Origin of the sequence: Asanoa sp. NPDC050611 (genome assembly GCF_040654855.1) — a bacterium.
Classification (GTDB): domain Bacteria; phylum Actinomycetota; class Actinomycetes; order Mycobacteriales; family Micromonosporaceae; genus Asanoa.
Genome location: NZ_JBFAIU010000031.1, coordinates 21270 through 37188, shown reverse-complemented (window position 1 = coordinate 37188; position 15919 = coordinate 21270). Strand labels below are relative to the sequence as shown.

Below are 15919 nucleotides of genomic sequence, written 5' to 3'. Positions count from 1 at the left end.
GCGCTCGCCTGGACCCTGCGCGACAAGCGGATGACCTCCACGCTGATCGGCACGACGGGCCCTAGTCCTCTTTCTGGCGGGTCGTCGAGCGGAGGCTGCGGCGGGGGGTCTCGTCGCGGCGGCGTTCGTTGACCGGCTCCGGCGCGCCGAGGCCCGTGACCCAGTCGACGTATTCCTCGTCGTGCTCGCCGATCGGCTTCTCGCTCTTGCCGCGGCGGCGGGGCTCGGGCTTGTCGGGCTTGTCGCCGCCGCTCGCGGTGTCGAGGCGGGTCTCGGTCGTGTCGGAGTTGCCGCCCTTGCGCCGGAAGCGCCCCCGCGACGGCGCGGAGCGGGTCTCCGCGCCCTCGTCGGCCTTCGGCTCGTCGGCCGCGGGCGTCGGGGCCGGGTCGTCGATGTCCCAGCTGCCCGTGTCGCCGTTGTCGCCCAGGTCGACGCTGCGCAGGTGGCGTTCGGCGCGACCGGACTTCCGCGCCGGACGTGGTTGCTCGGGTGTCCCGGGCTCGTCGGCGGCAGCCGCGGGTTGTGCTCGGGACGCCCAGGAGCGCCGGCTCGGGCTCTCGTCGTCGTGCCCGTGCCGCCCGGACGAGGGTTCGGCCGACTCCGTGTGGCTCTCGGCGGCGTTGCCGAAGGCCGAGTCGAATCCCCGGGTCGGCTCGTCCGGCTGCTTGTCGCGGTCGTCGCTGCCGAAGCGGCTGCTGACCAGATCACCGAAACCGAAGCCGCGCGGAGCCGGGCCCGTCGAGTCGCGCTCGCCCTGGTCGAACCGGCCATCGGGGCCGGACCAGGATCCGCCGCCGGGAGCCGCGCCCGTGGTGGGCCGGGAATCAGGGCCAGGCCCGGCGCCCGACGGAGACTCGGTGTCGGACTGCGGCGTCGTCGGCACGTCGACCCAGCCGCCGGCGGTCTCCTCGGGCGCGGCCGTCTTCTCCTTGCGGCGGAACAGCCCGCGCCGCTTCTTCGCCGGTGGCGCCTCGGCCGCCGGCACGGGCGTCACCTCGGCCTCCGGAGCAGCCGCCGGCTCGCCGGGCGTGATCGGGGGCGGCGGCGTCCAAGCCGGCGGCGCGAGCCGCCAGTCGGGCATCTCGCCGCCGCCGGTGTCGGCGCTGTCGCGCCGGCTCGTCGCGCCCGGGCGCTCGGACCAGCTCAGGCCGGCAGCGCGCTCAGTGGTGCCGGACCCCGTCTGGCCCGGAAGGTCGATCGGACCCAGCCCACTCTCGCCCGCCTGGCGCGGCACCTGGCCGGGCGTCGCCGGCTGCGGCCGGATCGAGGTCGGCCGCCGGGAGACGTCGTCCGGCTTCGCGGAGCTGGTGGTCGGTCCGGCCGGCACCACCGGCACGGACGCGGCATCGAACTGGGACGTCTTGTCGGTGCGCCAGTCGCCCGGCCCGGCCGCCGGCTTCCGGTCGAAGGGCCGCACCGGTGTCGGCTCGGGACCGGGCGGCGGCGAGACGATCTCGGGCTGGCGCGGCGGCGCGATCGGCGTCGGCGAGTGGAACGGCGGACTTCCGGCCGAGCGCTCCACGTCGCGAAGGTCCCGCGCGCGCCGCGACCCGGAGTCACGCTGGTCGCGGTCCGCGGAGCCGGAGCCCACCGGGTCGCGGCGGGACGCGCTGTTGCCGAACAGGTCGTCGCCGCCGGCCGCGGCCGGCTCCGACCGCGCGTTGCCGAACAGGTCGTCGCTGGACGTCGCCCGCTCGGTCCGCGGGTTGCCGGACAGGCCGTCTCCGGACTCCGCCCGCCCCGGGAGGCGGTTGCCGAACAGGTCAGTGCTGGCAGTCGGCGAGTCGAGCGAGCCCGTCGGGCCGTCGTCACCCCATCGATCCCGCCCGGCCCGGTCGTCAGCAGCCGGCTTGTCGGCGCCGATCGCGTCGAAGCTCTCCGTGCGCGCGGTGTCGTCGGCGGTCGCGCCGCTGCCGGCATGCCCAGGGAAGACCTCCGCGGTGTGGTCACCGTGCCGCGGCGGCGGACCGACGGTCTCGCGGTCGCCGGACGTCAGCTGCCGCGCCACCGCGGCCAGCACCGACCCGAGCCCACCGGCGGCCACCGCGATCAGCGCACCCCAGTAGGGGGCCGCCTGGTAGCGGTCGGCGTCGGATCCCGGACCGGCGATCAGATAGGCCAGCGCGAGCAGCGCCGGACCCACCACTCCGGACACGGCGACGGGGATCAGCGGCAGCCCGCGCCAGCGCGCGAGCGCACCGATGCCGGCGCCGACCAGGAGCGCGACCGCCGGCATCACGATCACGGCGAACCGCTGCGCCAACCCCTCGCCGAGCCAGGTGGCGTCGAGCACGCCGAGGCGGACCTCCGGCAGCGGGTCTTCGGGCCCCAGCGACGGCGCCACGGAGAGCAGCGCGATCACCCAGACCACCACCGTGACCGCGCCCAGGTTGAGCCCGGCCACCCGCAGCGACAAGACCGCCACCGCGGCGAACACGCCCACCAGCGCGCCCAGGGCCGCCGACAGGCCGGCGATCATCACCGCGTCGCCGGAGTCGATCGTCGCGACCCGGGCGGGCAGCATCGCGAGCGGGGAGACGGCGAGCGCGCCGACCCCGCCGGCGACCGCCACCGCGACCCGGCTGCCGACGCTCTCCGGCAGGCCGTCGCGGCGGGCCAGCCACGTGCCGGCCAGGGCGCCGGCGACCGCCGCCAGCATCGCGAACCACGCCACCCAGGCGAGGTGTGCCGTCCACTGCCCCGACAACTGCTCAAAGTCACGGGCGAACCGCACGACGCCGAGCCCGTAGGCAAAACCGAGCTGGCCGGCACCAGCGAGCAGGCCGACGCCGAGCGCCGCGAGCAGCACCCTGCCCCAGGTCCGATAGGCCATGCGGGCACGGTACGGCCCTCGCCAGCGGACCGCCACCCGCCAATTGGAGACTGTGGATAACTACGCAGTGTCAGAGGTTCTGGAGAATGCGCAGCGCCCGGGAGACCCGAAACATCACATCGCTGTCCGCGACATCGACCACGTCCGTGAACCACTTCTTCATCGGCGACGACAGCCGGTCCGGCATGACCACATAGGAGCCCATCGGCACGGCCAGTGGCGAGTCGCGGAGCAGGTCGGACTCGACCACCTCGGCCACGATCACGATGGGCACGTCGGTGCTGTTGTAGAGGTCCGAGCTGATCACCAGGCCGAGGCGTTCCCGGGCGCCGTTGATGCGCCAGATCTCGCCCCTACGCGGCACGCCCGTCGCCTCCGGCCAGGGCGTCCTGGACCAGCGCGACCTCCTGCTCGTCGGCGAGCGCGGCGGCCTCGAGGTCGGCCGCGGCCCGGCCGACCACGGCCGCGTGCGCCGTGAACAGCTCGCGGACCGCCTTTTCCCGGGCGGCCTGGTCCATCCACGCGGACAGGGACATCCCCTCGCGCTTGGCGAACCGGCGGGCCTCTTCGATGGTCTCGTCGGAGAACGAAAGAGTCACCTTGGCGGTCATACCAATGACCATACCAAGACCACCACCAGCGGGTACGCGCCAGAAATGCCGGGCTTAGCACTTCCGAAACAAACGGGACGCTCGGCCGAAACGGGGCAGCGGCACGCTTCCGGACATGTACCGACGGTCGGCTGGGACACCCTGATGGACCGCCCGATCTCGGCCGAACTGGCGGGTTTCACCGTCGGCGTCACGGCCGACCGGACCCGTGACGTCCTGTCCACCCTGTTGGAGCGGCGCGGTGCCCGGGTGGTCCTGGCGCCGGCCCTGCGGATCGTCCCGCTGGCCGACGACACCGCGCTGCGCGCCGCCACGAGGGCCTGCCTGGACCGGCCGCCGGACATCGTGGTCGCCAACACCTCGATCGGGATGCGCGGCTGGCTCGAGGCCGCCGACGGCTGGGGCCTGGCCGAGCCGCTGCGCGGGGTGCTGGCCCAGGCTTACCTGGTAACCAGGGATCCCCGGCTGAAGGGCGACCCGCTCGAAGAGACGTACACCGAGGTCATCGACCATCTGCGCACCCGGGGCGTACGCGGTCAGGTGGTGGCCATGCAGTTGCCGGGTGAGCGCCAGCCCGAGTGGACCGCCGCCCTGGAGGCCGCCGGCGCCACGGTGATCGAAATCCCGGTCTACCGCTGGGCGCCGCCGCTGGACCCGGCCCCGCTGCACCGGATGGTCGACCTGGTCACCGGCCGCCTGGTCGACGCCGTCACGTTCACCTCCGCGCCCGCGGTCAACGCGCTGATCCGGGCGGCCGGGCCGCGCACCGGCGACCTGCTCGCGGCCCTGCGCGAAGACGTCCTGGCCGCCTGCGTGGGCCCGGTCACGGCGGCCCCGCTGCGTCGCCACGGCATACCGGTGGTCGCGCCGAGCCGGGCCCGCCTCGGCGCGCTGGTCCGGACGATCATCAAGGAGCTGCCGCCGCGCGCGGTCAAGCTCGAGGTCAAGGGCCATGACCTGACCCTGCGGGGGCACGCGGCCGTGGTCGACGGCGCACTCAAGCCGCTCGCGCCGGGCCCGATGGCGGTGCTCCGCGCCCTGGCCGCCGAGCCGGGCCGGGTCTTCTCGCGGGCCGCCCTGCTGCGCACCCTCCCGAGGGGCGCGGACGAGCACGCGGTCGAGATGGCGGTGGCCCGCTTGAGAGTCGGTCTGGGCCTGCCTAGAGTGGTGCAGACCGTGGTGAAGAGAGGCTATCGGCTGGCTGTAGACTGACAGCGGCCACGGCCACAACCCCGTTTTGACCCTGCCTGCTCGCAGCAGGTATTGTTGTCTGCTGTTGTGCGCGATGCGTCATTCCGGCGTACGACCCCAGACACGACGACGAGACAAGGTAAACCTGTGCGTACGTACAGCCCGAAGCCGGGTGAGATCGAGCGTCAGTGGCACATCATCGACGCGTCTGACGTCGTGCTGGGCCGGTTGGCCACCCACGCGGCCACGCTGCTGCGCGGCAAGCACAAGCCGACCTTCGCCCCGCACGTCGACACGGGCGACTTCGTCGTGATCGTCAACGCTGGCAAGGTCGCGCTGACCGGCAACAAGCGCCAGACCAAGGTCGCCTACCGGCACTCGGGCTACCCGGGCGGTCTCAAGCAGGTCGGCTACGAGGAGCTGCTGTCCAAGCGCCCCGAGCACGCGATCGAGCTCGCCGTCAAGGGCATGCTTCCGCACAACAAGCTCGGCCGTCAGCTCATCAAGAAGCTGAAGGTCTACGCCGGCGCCGAGCACCCGCACGCCGCGCAGCAGCCGGTGCCGTTCGAGATCAAGCAGATCGCGCAGTGAGCGCGGACGAGGAAGCCACCAACATGACCGACATCAGCGCGCCCACCCCGGCCGCCGTCGCCGAGGCCACCACCGTGACGGCCACCGCTCCGGCGCCCGCTCCCGCGACCCGCGCCCCGCGCGGTGACCGCCCGATCCAGACCGTCGGCCGTCGCAAGGAAGCCATCGTCCGGGTGCGCATCGTGCCGGGCAGCGGCAAGATCACGTGCAACGGCCGTGAGCTCGAGGAGTACTTCCCGAGCAAGGTGCACCAGCAGCTCATCCGCGAGCCGCTGGTGACCGCCGAGAAGGCCGAGGCCTTCGACGTCATCGCCAACCTCCGCGGCGGTGGCATCACCGGCCAGGCCGGCGCGCTGCGCCTCGCGATCGCCCGTGCGCTGATCGCCAACGACGGCGACGACCGCCCGGCGCTCAAGAAGGCCGGCTTCCTCACCCGGGACGCCCGGGTCAAGGAAAGCAAGAAGTACGGCCTCAAGAAGGCTCGTAAGGCTCCGCAGTACTCCAAGCGTTGATCCACTAACCACACGGCCGGGATGTGTCGTCGCCCCGATGCGACGGCCGCCCGGCCGTTGGCATTCCCGGCTCCCATCACAGCGGAGGTTGTTCCATGGGCCGTCTCTTCGGCACCGACGGGGTACGCGGGAAGGCGAACGCCGACCTCACCCCCGAGCTCGCGCTCACCGTGGCGGTCGCGGCCGCCCGTACCCTCGCCGAAGTTGACCGTTCCCACCCGCCGCTGGCCGTCGTCGGCCGCGACCCCCGGGCGTCCGGCGAGATGCTCGAGGCGGCCACGGTCGCGGGCCTGACCAGCGCGGGCGCCAACGTGCTGCGGGTCGGCGTGCTGCCGACGCCGGCGGTGGCGTACCTGGTCGGCGAGACCAAGGCCGACTTCGGCGTCATGCTGTCGGCCTCGCACAACCCGATGCCCGACAACGGCATCAAGATCTTCGCGGCCGGCGGGCACAAGCTGCCCGACGACATCGAGCACAAGATCGAGGCGGCGATCGAGGCGGGCACCGCCGGCTGGACGCGCCCGACCGGCGCCGGCGTCGGCCGCGTGCACGACCTGCTCGACGGCGCGGACCACTACGTGCAGCACCTGGTCGCCTCGATCACCCAGCCGCTGGCCGGCCTCAAGGTGGTCGTCGACTGCGCCAACGGCGCGGCCGCCGACATCGCACCGGTCGTCTACCGCGAGGCGGGCGCCGAGGTCATCGCGATCCACGCGGAGCCCGACGGCATCAACATCAACGACGGCTGCGGCTCCACCCACCTCGACACCGTGCGCGAGGCCGTGCTGGCCAACGGCGCCGACCTCGGCCTCGCGGTCGACGGCGACGCCGACCGCTGCCTCGCCGTCACGGCGACCGGCGAAGAGGTCGACGGCGACCAGATCATGGCGATCCTCGCGCTCGCGATGCGCGAGGCCGGCACGCTGACCAGCGACACCCTCGTCACCACGGTGATGAGCAACCTCGGCCTGAAGATCGCCATGCGGTCCGAAGGCATCGGGCTGGTCGAGACCAAGGTCGGCGACCGCTACGTGCTGGACGAGCTGCGCGGCTCCGGGCTCGCCCTGGGCGGGGAGCAGAGCGGCCACATCATCATGCCGGCGTACGCGACCACGGGTGACGGCGTCCTCGCCGGCCTGCACCTGATGGCGCGGATCGCCGCCACCGGCAGGTCCCTGGCCGAGCTCGCGTCGGTGGTCACCAAGCTGCCGCAGGTGCTGATCAACGTACCGGTCGGCGACCGCACCACCGGCGCGCAGGCGCCGGCCGTGGTGGAGGCGGCCGCGGCGGCCGAGGCGGAGCTGGGCGACACCGGCCGGGTGCTGCTGCGCCCGTCCGGCACCGAGCCGCTGGTCCGCGTCATGGTCGAGGCCGCGACCGCCGAGACCGCCCAGGCCGTCGCCGAGCGACTCGCGGCCGTCGTGCGGACCGCGTCGCCCGCTGCCTAGTTTTTCCGCAGGCGGGCGACCGCCTCGTTGAGCACCGCCGGCCGCTTGCAGAAGGCGAACCGCACCAGGTGGCGGCCGGCGTCGACGTCGTCGTAGAACACCTGCGTCGGCACCGCGACGACGCCCGAGCGCTCCGGCAGTGACCGGCAGAACTCGACGCCGTCGGTGCCGCCCAACGGGGTGATGTCGGCCGTCACGAAGTAGGTGCCCTCGGGCGCCAGCACGCCGAAGCCCGCGTCGCGCAGGCCGGCCAGGAGCAGGTCGCGCTGGGCCTCCAGCCCGGCGCGGAAGCCGTCGAAGTACGCGTCGGGCAGGCCCAGCGCCAGCGCGACCGCGGGCTGGAACGGTGCGCCGTTGACGAACGTCAGGAACTGCTTGACCCGCAGGGCCGCCGAGACCAGGGCGCGTGGTCCGCTGGCCCAGCCGATCTTCCAGCCCGTACACGAGAAGGTCTTGCCGGCCGAGGAGATGCGCAGGGTGCGGTCGCGCATGCCGGGCAGCGTCGCCAGTGGCACGTGCGGCGTCGCGGCGTCGGTGAAGACCAGGTGCTCGTACACCTCGTCGGTGACGGCGTAGCAGTCGTGCGCCTGGCACAGCTCGGCGACCAGGGCCAGTTCCGCGCGCGTGAAGACCTTGCCGGTGGGGTTGTGCGGGGAGTTCAACAGGACCAGCCGCGTACGCGGACCGAACGCGCGGCGCAGCTCGTCGGGGTCCACCGCGTAGCGGCCGTCGGCGCCGGGGCGCAGCGTCACGGGCCGGCGGACGGCACCGGCGAGCGCGATCGAGGCCGCGTACGAGTCGTAGTAGGGCTCGAAGCAGACCACCTCGTCGCCCGGCTCGCAGAGCGCGAGGATCGCGGCCGCGACCGCCTCCGTCGCGCCGGCCGTGACCAGCACCTCGCCGTCGGGGTCGTAGTCGAGGCCCCAGAACCGTTGCTGGTGCGCGCTGACCGCGGCCCGCAGCGCCGGGATGCCGGGACCGGGCGGGTACTGGTTGTGTCCACCGTGGATGGCCGCGGCCGCGGCGTCCAGCATCTCCTGTGGACCGTCCGTGTCCGGGAAGCCCTGGCCCAGGTTGACCGCCCCGGTCCGCAAAGCCAGCGCCGACATCTCGGCGAAGATCGTCGTGCCGAACGGGCGCATCCGCGCGACCAGCGGATCCGTCACTGTGCCTCCTCGAACTGGCTCACCAGGCGCTCGATGCCGTCGAAAATCATCGTGAGGCCGAACCGGACCTCCAGCTCGAACTCCCGATCGCTCATCCCCTCTCCGGGGTCGTCGAAGACGCCCTCGTCGACGAGCGCGGCGAGATCCGGAAGCTGGTCCTTGTCGACCACCATGCGCAGCATCTCACCGTACGGCGGGTAGCCCGCCGCCGCGCCGGCCGCGCCGAGGTTGATCTCCTGTGACATCCGCACCTGGCCCCGGATGAAGGTGAGCAGGAGCATCACCACGCCGATGCGCACCTCGGCCGGCAGGTGGGTGCGGCGGAAGCAGGCCAGCGCCCGGTCGAGCCACGCGAGCTGGCCCGGCCCGATCGGCGGGGTCGGACCGAGCGGGACGTGCAGCACCCACGGGAACCGGCGGTAGAGGTCGACCAGCGCGTACGCCCAGCGCTCCAGGTTTGGTCGCCAGCCGAGGTCCTGGTCGGGCTCGGGCGGCGCGTTCTTCACCGCGCTCACGTCGGTCATCAGCTGGAGCAGCTCGTCCTTGTTGCGGACGTAGCGGTAGAGCGACATCGCCGACTTGCCAAGATTCTCGGCCACGCGGTTCATCGAGAGCGGGCCCAGCCCTTCGGCCGAGGCGATGTCGATGGCGGTGTCGACGATCTGCTCGATGCTGAGGTTGGGGCGCGGGCCGCGCTTGGCTTGTTCGCGGCGTCCCCACAGCACGTCGACGCCGGGTGGCAGGTCGGGCATTGCCCCATCCTAAAACTGCGTATAGCCTAAACCAATTCGTGTAGGGCATAAACAGTTTGGGGGAGGGCATGGACGCGATCTCGGTCCATGGGATTTCGAAGTCATACGGCCGCCAGCAGGTGCTGCGCGGCATCGACCTGAGCGTCCCGGCGGGCACCGTGTTCGGCCTGCTGGGGCCCAACGGCGCCGGCAAGACGACGCTCGTGCGGATCCTGGCGACGCTGGTCCGGCCGGATGCCGGTCGGGCCTCCGTGGTCGGGCACGACGTGGTCTCCGCGGCGTTCGAGGTGCGGCGGAAGATCAGCCTCACGGGGCAGTACGCGGCGGTGGACGAGCTGCAGACCGGGTTCGAGAACCTGTGCATGGTCGGGCGGCTGTGCCGGCTCGGGCGGGGGGCTTCCCGGCGGCGCGCCGGTGAGCTGCTGGAGCGGTTCGACCTCGCCGACGCCGGGCGGAAGCTGGTCAAGACGTACTCCGGTGGCATGCGGCGGCGGCTCGACCTGGCGATGAGCCTGGTGACGGCGCCGCCGGTGATCTTCCTGGACGAGCCGACGACCGGGCTCGACCCGCGCAGCCGGCAGCAGATGTGGTCGTTCGTCCGTGAGCTGGCCGAGGGTGGCTCGACGATCTTCCTGACCACGCAGTACCTCGAGGAGGCCGACCAGCTCGCCGACCGGATCATGCTGATCGACCACGGCGTGGCCGTCGCCGACGGGACCGCGGCGGATCTGAAGGTGCGGGTCGGTGGTGAGCGGGTGGAGCTCGAGCTCGCCTCCGCCGACGCGCTGGCGCTCGCCGTGGCCGACCTGGCTGTCGCCGCGTCCGGCGAGCGGTCCGTAACGGTCGCGACCAGCGGCACCGCCGCCGAGGTGCGCGAGCTGCTCGACCGGATGGACAAGATCGGCGCGACCGTCGACAAGGTCGCCATCCACCGGCCCACCCTCGACGACGTCTTCTTCGCACTGACCGGAGGTAACCCGCGATGACCAGCGCCTACTGGGCGGTCGACAACTCGCTCGCGATGATCGGCCGCAGCCTGCGCATCTCCGCGCGCAACGTCGAGGCGCTGCTGATGGCGGTGATCCTGCCGATCATGCTGATGCTGATCTTCGTCTACATCTTCGGCGGAGCGATCAACTCGGGCACGGCGTACGTCAACTACGTCGTGCCCGGGATCATCATCCTGTGCGCCGGGTTCGGCGCGTCCACGACCGCGGTGAGCGTCACCCACGACATGGTCGGCGGGATCATCGACCGGATCCGGTCCATGCCGGTGACCAGCTCGGCCGTCCTCACCGGACACGTGGTCGCCAGCGTCGCCCGCAACCTGGTGGCGATGGCCATCGTGGTCGGGGTGGGCCTGCTGGTCGGCTGGCGACCCGCCGCGGGCGTCGGCGGCTGGCTCGCCGCGACCGGGTTCCTGGCGCTGTTCATGCTGTCGATCTCGTGGCTGGCGGCGTGCCTCGGCCTGCTGGTGCGCAGCGTCGACGCGGCCGGCGGTGCGACCTTCGCGATCACCTTCCTGCCGTACGTCAGCAGCGCGTTCGTGCCGGTCGACACGCTTCCGACGTGGCTGCGCGGTGTCGCCGAGCACCAGCCGATCACGCCGATCGTGGAGACGACGCGGGGCCTGCTGATGGGCACGCCGATCGGGTCGAGCTGGTGGATCGCGCTGATCTGGTTCGGCGGGATCACGCTGGTCGCGTTCACCTGGGCGGCGATCCTGTTCCGGCGCCGCACCGCTTGACGCGGCGCCGGTCCCGTGGACGTCAGTCGAAGATCGTCGCTATGCAGAAGGCGCCGATGAAGCTGCCGCTGTCGGAGACGGCCTGCCTGCCGTCGACGGTGATGCGGCAGCTCAGGCCCTCGTTGTCGCCGCTGGCCCGGTTGGCGCTGACGGTCAGCAGCAGCGTGCTGTTGGTGCTGGTGAACTGGTGTTTCCACGGCAGGCGCTGGTTCTTGGCCTGCCGGGTCTCACCGGAGAGGTCGTCGACGTACTGGATGTCGGCCCGGCCGCTGCCGTTGATCTGGTAGACGACGGTCTTGCCGGCGATGCCCGGAAGGCCCGGAATCGCGGTCGGCAGCTGGTCGACGTCGTCCGGCAGCTCGAAGGTCGGGAGCGGGTCCGGGTCGTCCGGTTCCGAGTCCGCCGGGCCCTCCGGGTCCGGGACGGCCGGGTTGGTCGGCTGGGTGACGACCGGGTCGTCATCGTCGCCGTTGGCAACCAGCAGGACGCCCGCCGTGGCGATGCCGCCGCAGAAGAGCAGAGCAAGCACGACGACGAGCGCGATGATCGGCCCGTTGCCCTTCTTGCGCTTGGCCGGCTGGTCGTACGCGGGCGCCGCGTTGTACGGGTTGTACGGCGCGGACGCCGGCGTGCCGCCGTAGGAATAGGCGGGCGGGGGCGCGTAGGGGCTGGCCGGGGGAGCGGTGACCGGCTCCGGCGGCGCGAACGGCGCGTCCGCCGGGGTGCCGGGCGGCCGGGCGTAGGGGCTGGCGTCGGCGCCGGCTTGGTTGTAGGGGTTCGCCCCCGGAGGCAGGGGCGAGGTCTTGGGGTACGTCCGGTCGCCGGCGGGAGGGGTGTCGGTGGCGTAACCGGGCGGCGCGCTGGCCGGGTAGCCGACCGGGCTGCCGGTGGGCGGGGGCGCGCTGGGGTAGACGGGGGCGGAGCCGGGGGTGAAGGTCGGCGTGCCACGACGGGGGGCGGGCGGGCCTTGCTGCGTTCCCGGCGGCAGGGGGGCGGTCGGCGGCAGGGGGGCCGCCGGCTGCCCGCCCACGGTCGGCGGCCGGGGGCCGGGCGGCGGCTCGCTCGCCATGGCGGCGGTCGGGAAGGCCGAGGTGGTCTCACTGTCGGCGGGCGGCGGTGGCGCGTCGGCGGCCGTGCTCGGCGGCAACGTGAAGGCCGGCGCCGTCGGTTCGGCCGGCGGCCCGGAGGAGACCGGCGGGGCGCTGTCCGCCGAGGCGGCTTGTGCGGCCGGGGTGGCCGGCGGAGCGGACGTCACCGGCGACGCGGCACTCGCGGCCGGAGCCGGTGGCTCCGGGCTCAGCGGGGCGGTGGGTGCCGCGCTGGCGGACGGTGCCGGCGGCGCGGAGCGAACCGACGGCTCGGGGTGCACCGGCGTAGTTCGGTCCGAGTCGGCGGTCGGCGCCGCGGTCGCGGCACTGGCGGCCGGAGCCGGTGGCTCCGGGCTCCGCGGCGCCCGCGCCGCCGCGCGGGGCGGGGCGGAGGGAGCCGGCGGCTCCGGGTTCAGCGACGCGGTCTGCGCCGCGCTGGCGGATGGGGCGGTGGGTGCGGAGGGAGCCGGCGGCTCGGGGCTCAGGGGCGCGGTTTGCGCCACGCTGGCGGGCGGAGCCGGCGGCGCGGACGAAGGCTGCGGCGCCGGGCTCTGCGGTGCGGTGGCCTCCGGGCCGCTGGGCGGTGCCGGTGGCGCGGGCGGCTCCGGGGCCAGCGGTGCCGTGGGCGGCGGGTCGGTGGACGTCGGTGGCGCGGGAGAAGACGGTGCCGCGGGATCGGCCGGGGGCGCTGAGGTGGCCGGGCCCGGCGTCCGGGTCAGGGGCTCGGTTGGGGCGGCGTCCGTGGCCGGTGGGGGTGGAGCCGGGGTGTCCGACGGGAACGGGGGCGGCGGTGGATAGGCCCGGGTCTCATCCGACGCGTGCTCCTCGCCTCCCGTCTCGTCGGGCTCGGGAGGGGTGGGACGGCTCATCTGGCGCTCCAAGCGAGGGGCGCCGCGGGCGGCCACCCACGGCGCGGGTAGGACGCCGTCGAGCGTCCCGGAATCCGATGCCGCGGGCAAGCAGAAAGCCGTCAGGCGAGGGCTCGGCCCGAACGCGGCGATACGCGCCGACAGTACCGGTTGCCGTCCACACCGGCCGGTCGTCCCCATGCCGCGGGGCGGCTCCGCGACCACGGACCGTACACGGGGCATCGCTCATGTCAGATGATTGATAGGCACACTTTCGAGCACGCGGCATGAGCGATTTTCGGCTAGAGTCTGGCTCATGTGTGGAATCGTGGGTTACGTGGGCGCCCGGCCGGCGCTCGGGATCGTGCTCGACGGGCTGCGGCGGCTGGAATACCGCGGCTACGACTCGGCTGGCGTCGCCGTGGTCGGCGCCGACTGCCTGCTGACCGAGAAGCGCGCGGGCAAGCTGGCCAACCTCGAGAAGGCCCTGGCCGAGCGGCCCATCGACACGGACGAAACCCACATCGGCTCCGGCACCACCGGCATCGGCCACACCCGCTGGGCGACCCACGGCGGCCCGACGGACCGCAACGCCCACCCGCACCTGTCCCGCAACGGTCGGGTCGCCGTCATCCATAACGGCATCATCGAGAATTTCGCGGCATTGCGGGCAGAGTTGGAGGCCACGGGCATCGAGTTCGCCAGCGACACGGACACCGAGGTCGCGGCGCACCTGATGGAGATCGCCCTGAGCGCCGTACACCTGGAGAATCCCGGCCTCGGCGGCCCGCAGGCCCTCGCGGAGGCGATGCGCCGCGTGTGCCGGCGGCTGGAGGGCGCGTTCACGCTGCTCGCGACCGATGCGGGCACACCCGGCGCGGTGGCCGCGGCCCGGCGCAACTCACCGCTCGTGGTCGGCCGCGGTGACGGCGAGAATTTCCTGGCCAGCGACGTGGCGGCGTTCATCGAGCACACCCGCGAGGCGATCGAGCTCGGCCAGGACCAGGTCGTGCTGATCACCCCCGAGGGCATCGAGATCACGGACTTCAACGGCGCCACGGCCAGCGGTCGCGACTTCCACATCGACTGGGACGCGTCGGCGGCCGAAAAGGGCGGCTACGACTACTTCATGCTCAAGGAGATCGCCGAGCAGCCCCAGGCGATCGCCGACACGCTGCTCGGCCGGCTGACCGAGCACGGCGAGATCCGCCTCGACGAGGTGCGCCTGACCGACCAGGACCTCCGGGACGTCGACAAGATCTTCATCGTCGCCTGCGGCACCTCGTACCACACCGGACTTGTCGCGAAATATGCCATCGAGCACTGGACCCGCATCCCGTGCGAGGTCGAGCTGGCGAGCGAGTTCCGCTATCGCGACCCGGTGCTCGACCGCTCGACGCTGATCGTGGTGATCTCCCAGTCGGGCGAGACGATGGACACGCTGATGGCACTGCGCCACGCCAAGGACCAGAAGGCCCGCGTTCTCGCCATCTGCAACACCAACGGCTCGACGATCCCGCGCGAGTCCGACGCGGTGCTCTACACCCACGGCGGCCCGGAGATCGCGGTCGCCTCGACGAAGGCGTTCCTGACCCAGCTCGTCGCCTGCTACCTGATCGGACTGCACCTGGCCCAGGTCCGCGGCATCAAGTACGCCGACGAGGTCGGTGCCGTCGTCGCGCAGCTGCAGGAGATGCCCGACAAGCTCCGCACGCTGCTCGACCGGATGGAGCCGGTCCGCGAGCTGGCCCGGGACCTGGCGAACGCCGGCACGGTGCTGTTCATCGGCCGTCACGTGGGCTACCCGGTCGCGCTCGAAGGCGCGCTCAAGCTCAAGGAGCTCGCCTACATGCACGCGGAGGGCTTCGCGGCGGGCGAGCTCAAGCACGGCCCGATCGCGCTGATCGACCACGGCACGCCGGTGGTCTGCGTGGTCCCGTCACCGGCGGGCCGCGGCATGCTCCACGACAAGATCGTCTCGAACATCCAGGAGGTACGCGCCCGCGGCGCCCGCACGATCGTCATCGCCGAGGACGGCGACGAGGCGGTCCTGCCGTACGCGGACCACGTGATCTCCGTCCCCCGCACCCCGACGCTGCTGGCGCCGCTGGTCACCACGGTCCCGCTGCAGGTGCTGGCGTGCGAGATCGCCTCGGCCCGCGGCCACGACGTCGACCAGCCCCGCAACCTGGCCAAGTCCGTCACGGTCGAATAGCCCGGACCCGCGAGCCCCGGCGGCTGACCGAGCCGCCGGGGTCTGCCTGTCACCCGAGCAGGGCGGCGGCCAGGCGGCGATATTCCGGCATCGGCGGGTGGACGTCCGGCGTCGCGCGGATGACCTGGATCGCGACGTGGTCCGCGCCGGCGGTCAGGTATTCGTTGGCGCGTTCGCGGATCCGCTCCTCGTCGCCCCACAGGTAGAGGCTGTCCACCAGCCGGTCGCTGCCGCCGCCGTCGAGGTCGGCGTCGGCGAAGCCGAAGCGGCGCAGGTTGTTGGTGTAGTTCGGCAGCCCCAGGTAGCGGGCCAGGTGAGCGCGCGCCGTGCGGCGGGCGCGATCGCCGTCGGTGTCGAGCACCACGTTGATCTCGGGCGCCAGCAGCGGCCCGCTGCCCAGCTCCGCGCGGGCCGCGGCCGTGTGCGCGACCGGGGCCAGGTACGGGTGGGCGCCGGCCGTGCGTGCCGCCGCGAGCCGGAGCATGCGCGGCCCGAGGGCCCCGATCACCCGCCGCGCGGGCGGAACCGGGCGTGGCGCCGCGTCGAGGGCGTCCAGGTAGTCGACCAGCTTCGCGTACGGCTTCCGGTAGCCGGCCACCGACGGCTGGTGGCTCACACCCAGCCCGAGCAGGAACCGGTCTCCGCAGTCGGCGGCCTCGGCCGCCACGTCGGCGGCGTCGTGCTGCCACACGCTGAGGATCCCGGTCGCCACCACGACCCGCGAGGTCGCGTCGAGCAACCGCCGCGCCGTCGCCACGTCGGGCGACGCGCCGATCCAGATCGCGCCGTAGCCCAGCGACTCGAGCTCAGCGGCCGCGTCGCGGAAGGCACCGGCGAGCGAGGCATCCGGATCGCGGAACTCCCGGCTCCACAACCCGAACCGACCGACCGCCGCCCGCAGCTCCATGGTCACGACG

15 protein-coding genes are annotated in these 15919 nt (G+C 73.1%); 8 read left to right on the top strand and 7 right to left on the bottom strand.

The annotated features are described in order from the left end of the window. Window positions 1-61: 61 nt before the first annotated feature. The 3 genes from AB0H87_RS07785 to AB0H87_RS07775 form a co-directional block, all read right to left on the bottom strand. Window positions 62-2833 (bottom strand): hypothetical protein, encoded by a 2772-nt coding sequence (locus tag AB0H87_RS07785; protein WP_360141374.1) that lies wholly within the window; start codon window positions 2831-2833, stop codon window positions 62-64. A gap of 70 nt (window positions 2834-2903) precedes the next feature. Next, window positions 2904-3197 carry a type II toxin-antitoxin system PemK/MazF family toxin gene (locus AB0H87_RS07780; RefSeq protein WP_360141371.1) on the bottom strand — a complete coding sequence of 98 codons (294 nt, stop codon included), beginning with the start codon at window positions 3195-3197 and terminating at the stop codon, window positions 2904-2906. After that, window positions 3187-3444 carry a DUF6364 family protein gene (locus AB0H87_RS07775; protein WP_360141368.1) on the bottom strand — a complete coding sequence of 86 codons (258 nt, stop codon included), beginning with the start codon at window positions 3442-3444 and terminating at the stop codon, window positions 3187-3189. The genes AB0H87_RS07780 and AB0H87_RS07775 overlap by 11 nt, the downstream gene beginning before the upstream one ends. 156 nt (window positions 3445-3600) lie before the next feature. Between AB0H87_RS07775 and AB0H87_RS07770 the strand changes: the two genes are divergently transcribed. The 4 genes from AB0H87_RS07770 to glmM all read left to right on the top strand — a co-directional run bounded on the left by AB0H87_RS07770 (window position 3601) and on the right by glmM (window position 7186). Then, on the top strand, window positions 3601-4656 hold the full coding sequence (locus AB0H87_RS07770) for a uroporphyrinogen-III synthase (protein ID WP_360141380.1): 1056 nt from the start codon (window positions 3601-3603) through the stop codon (window positions 4654-4656). Between the two features lie 126 nt (window positions 4657-4782). Continuing rightward, window positions 4783-5226, top strand: a complete 444-nt coding sequence (rplM, locus tag AB0H87_RS07765) for a 50S ribosomal protein L13 (RefSeq protein ID WP_278079192.1) — start codon at window positions 4783-4785, stop codon at window positions 5224-5226. Window positions 5227-5249: 23 nt separating this feature from the next. Next, window positions 5250-5738: a 30S ribosomal protein S9 gene (rpsI, locus tag AB0H87_RS07760; protein ID WP_360141377.1), complete on the top strand. Its 489-nt coding sequence runs from the start codon at window positions 5250-5252 to the stop codon at window positions 5736-5738. Window positions 5739-5833: 95 nt separating this feature from the next. Then, a complete protein-coding gene (gene glmM / locus AB0H87_RS07755; protein ID WP_360141364.1) occupies window positions 5834-7186 on the top strand; it encodes a phosphoglucosamine mutase in 1353 nt (450 codons plus the stop codon). Here the strand turns inward: glmM and AB0H87_RS07750 are convergent. Continuing rightward, window positions 7183-8352 (bottom strand): pyridoxal phosphate-dependent aminotransferase, encoded by a 1170-nt coding sequence (locus AB0H87_RS07750; RefSeq protein WP_360141361.1) that lies wholly within the window; start codon window positions 8350-8352, stop codon window positions 7183-7185. The genes glmM and AB0H87_RS07750 overlap by 4 nt on opposite strands. Then, entirely contained in the window at window positions 8349-9104 is a 756-nt protein-coding gene (locus AB0H87_RS07745; protein WP_360141358.1) for a TetR/AcrR family transcriptional regulator, read from the bottom strand. Before AB0H87_RS07745 ends, AB0H87_RS07750 begins: the two co-directional genes overlap by 4 nt. A 68-nt stretch (window positions 9105-9172) precedes the next feature. Between AB0H87_RS07745 and AB0H87_RS07740 the strand changes: the two genes are divergently transcribed. Both AB0H87_RS07740 and AB0H87_RS07735 read left to right on the top strand, forming a co-directional pair. Further along, entirely contained in the window at window positions 9173-10090 is a 918-nt protein-coding gene (locus AB0H87_RS07740) for an ATP-binding cassette domain-containing protein (protein WP_360141355.1), read from the top strand. Continuing rightward, the gene (locus AB0H87_RS07735; protein ID WP_360141352.1) at window positions 10087-10851 is read left to right on the top strand and encodes an ABC transporter permease; all 765 of its coding nucleotides are present in this window, start codon (window positions 10087-10089) and stop codon (window positions 10849-10851) included. Before AB0H87_RS07740 ends, AB0H87_RS07735 begins: the two co-directional genes overlap by 4 nt. Window positions 10852-10873: 22 nt before the next feature. On the opposite strand, the gene AB0H87_RS07730 is transcribed toward AB0H87_RS07735, so the two are convergent. Beyond that, complete coding sequence (locus tag AB0H87_RS07730; RefSeq protein ID WP_360141349.1) at window positions 10874-11920, bottom strand: MmpS family transport accessory protein; 1047 nt, start codon at window positions 11918-11920, stop codon at window positions 10874-10876. Between AB0H87_RS07730 and AB0H87_RS07725 the strand changes: the two genes are divergently transcribed. Beyond that, window positions 11919-12737 carry a hypothetical protein gene (locus tag AB0H87_RS07725; RefSeq protein ID WP_360141346.1) on the top strand — a complete coding sequence of 273 codons (819 nt, stop codon included), beginning with the start codon at window positions 11919-11921 and terminating at the stop codon, window positions 12735-12737. The genes AB0H87_RS07730 and AB0H87_RS07725 overlap by 2 nt on opposite strands. Window positions 12738-13103: 366 nt before the next feature. Beyond that, the gene (gene glmS, locus AB0H87_RS07720) at window positions 13104-15002 is read left to right on the top strand and encodes a glutamine--fructose-6-phosphate transaminase (isomerizing) (RefSeq protein ID WP_360141343.1); all 1899 of its coding nucleotides are present in this window, start codon (window positions 13104-13106) and stop codon (window positions 15000-15002) included. Window positions 15003-15051: 49 nt separating this feature from the next. On the opposite strand, the gene AB0H87_RS07715 is transcribed toward glmS, so the two are convergent. Next, the gene (locus tag AB0H87_RS07715; protein WP_360141340.1) at window positions 15052-15909 is read right to left on the bottom strand and encodes a TIGR03620 family F420-dependent LLM class oxidoreductase; all 858 of its coding nucleotides are present in this window, start codon (window positions 15907-15909) and stop codon (window positions 15052-15054) included. Window positions 15910-15919: the final 10 nt, after the last annotated feature.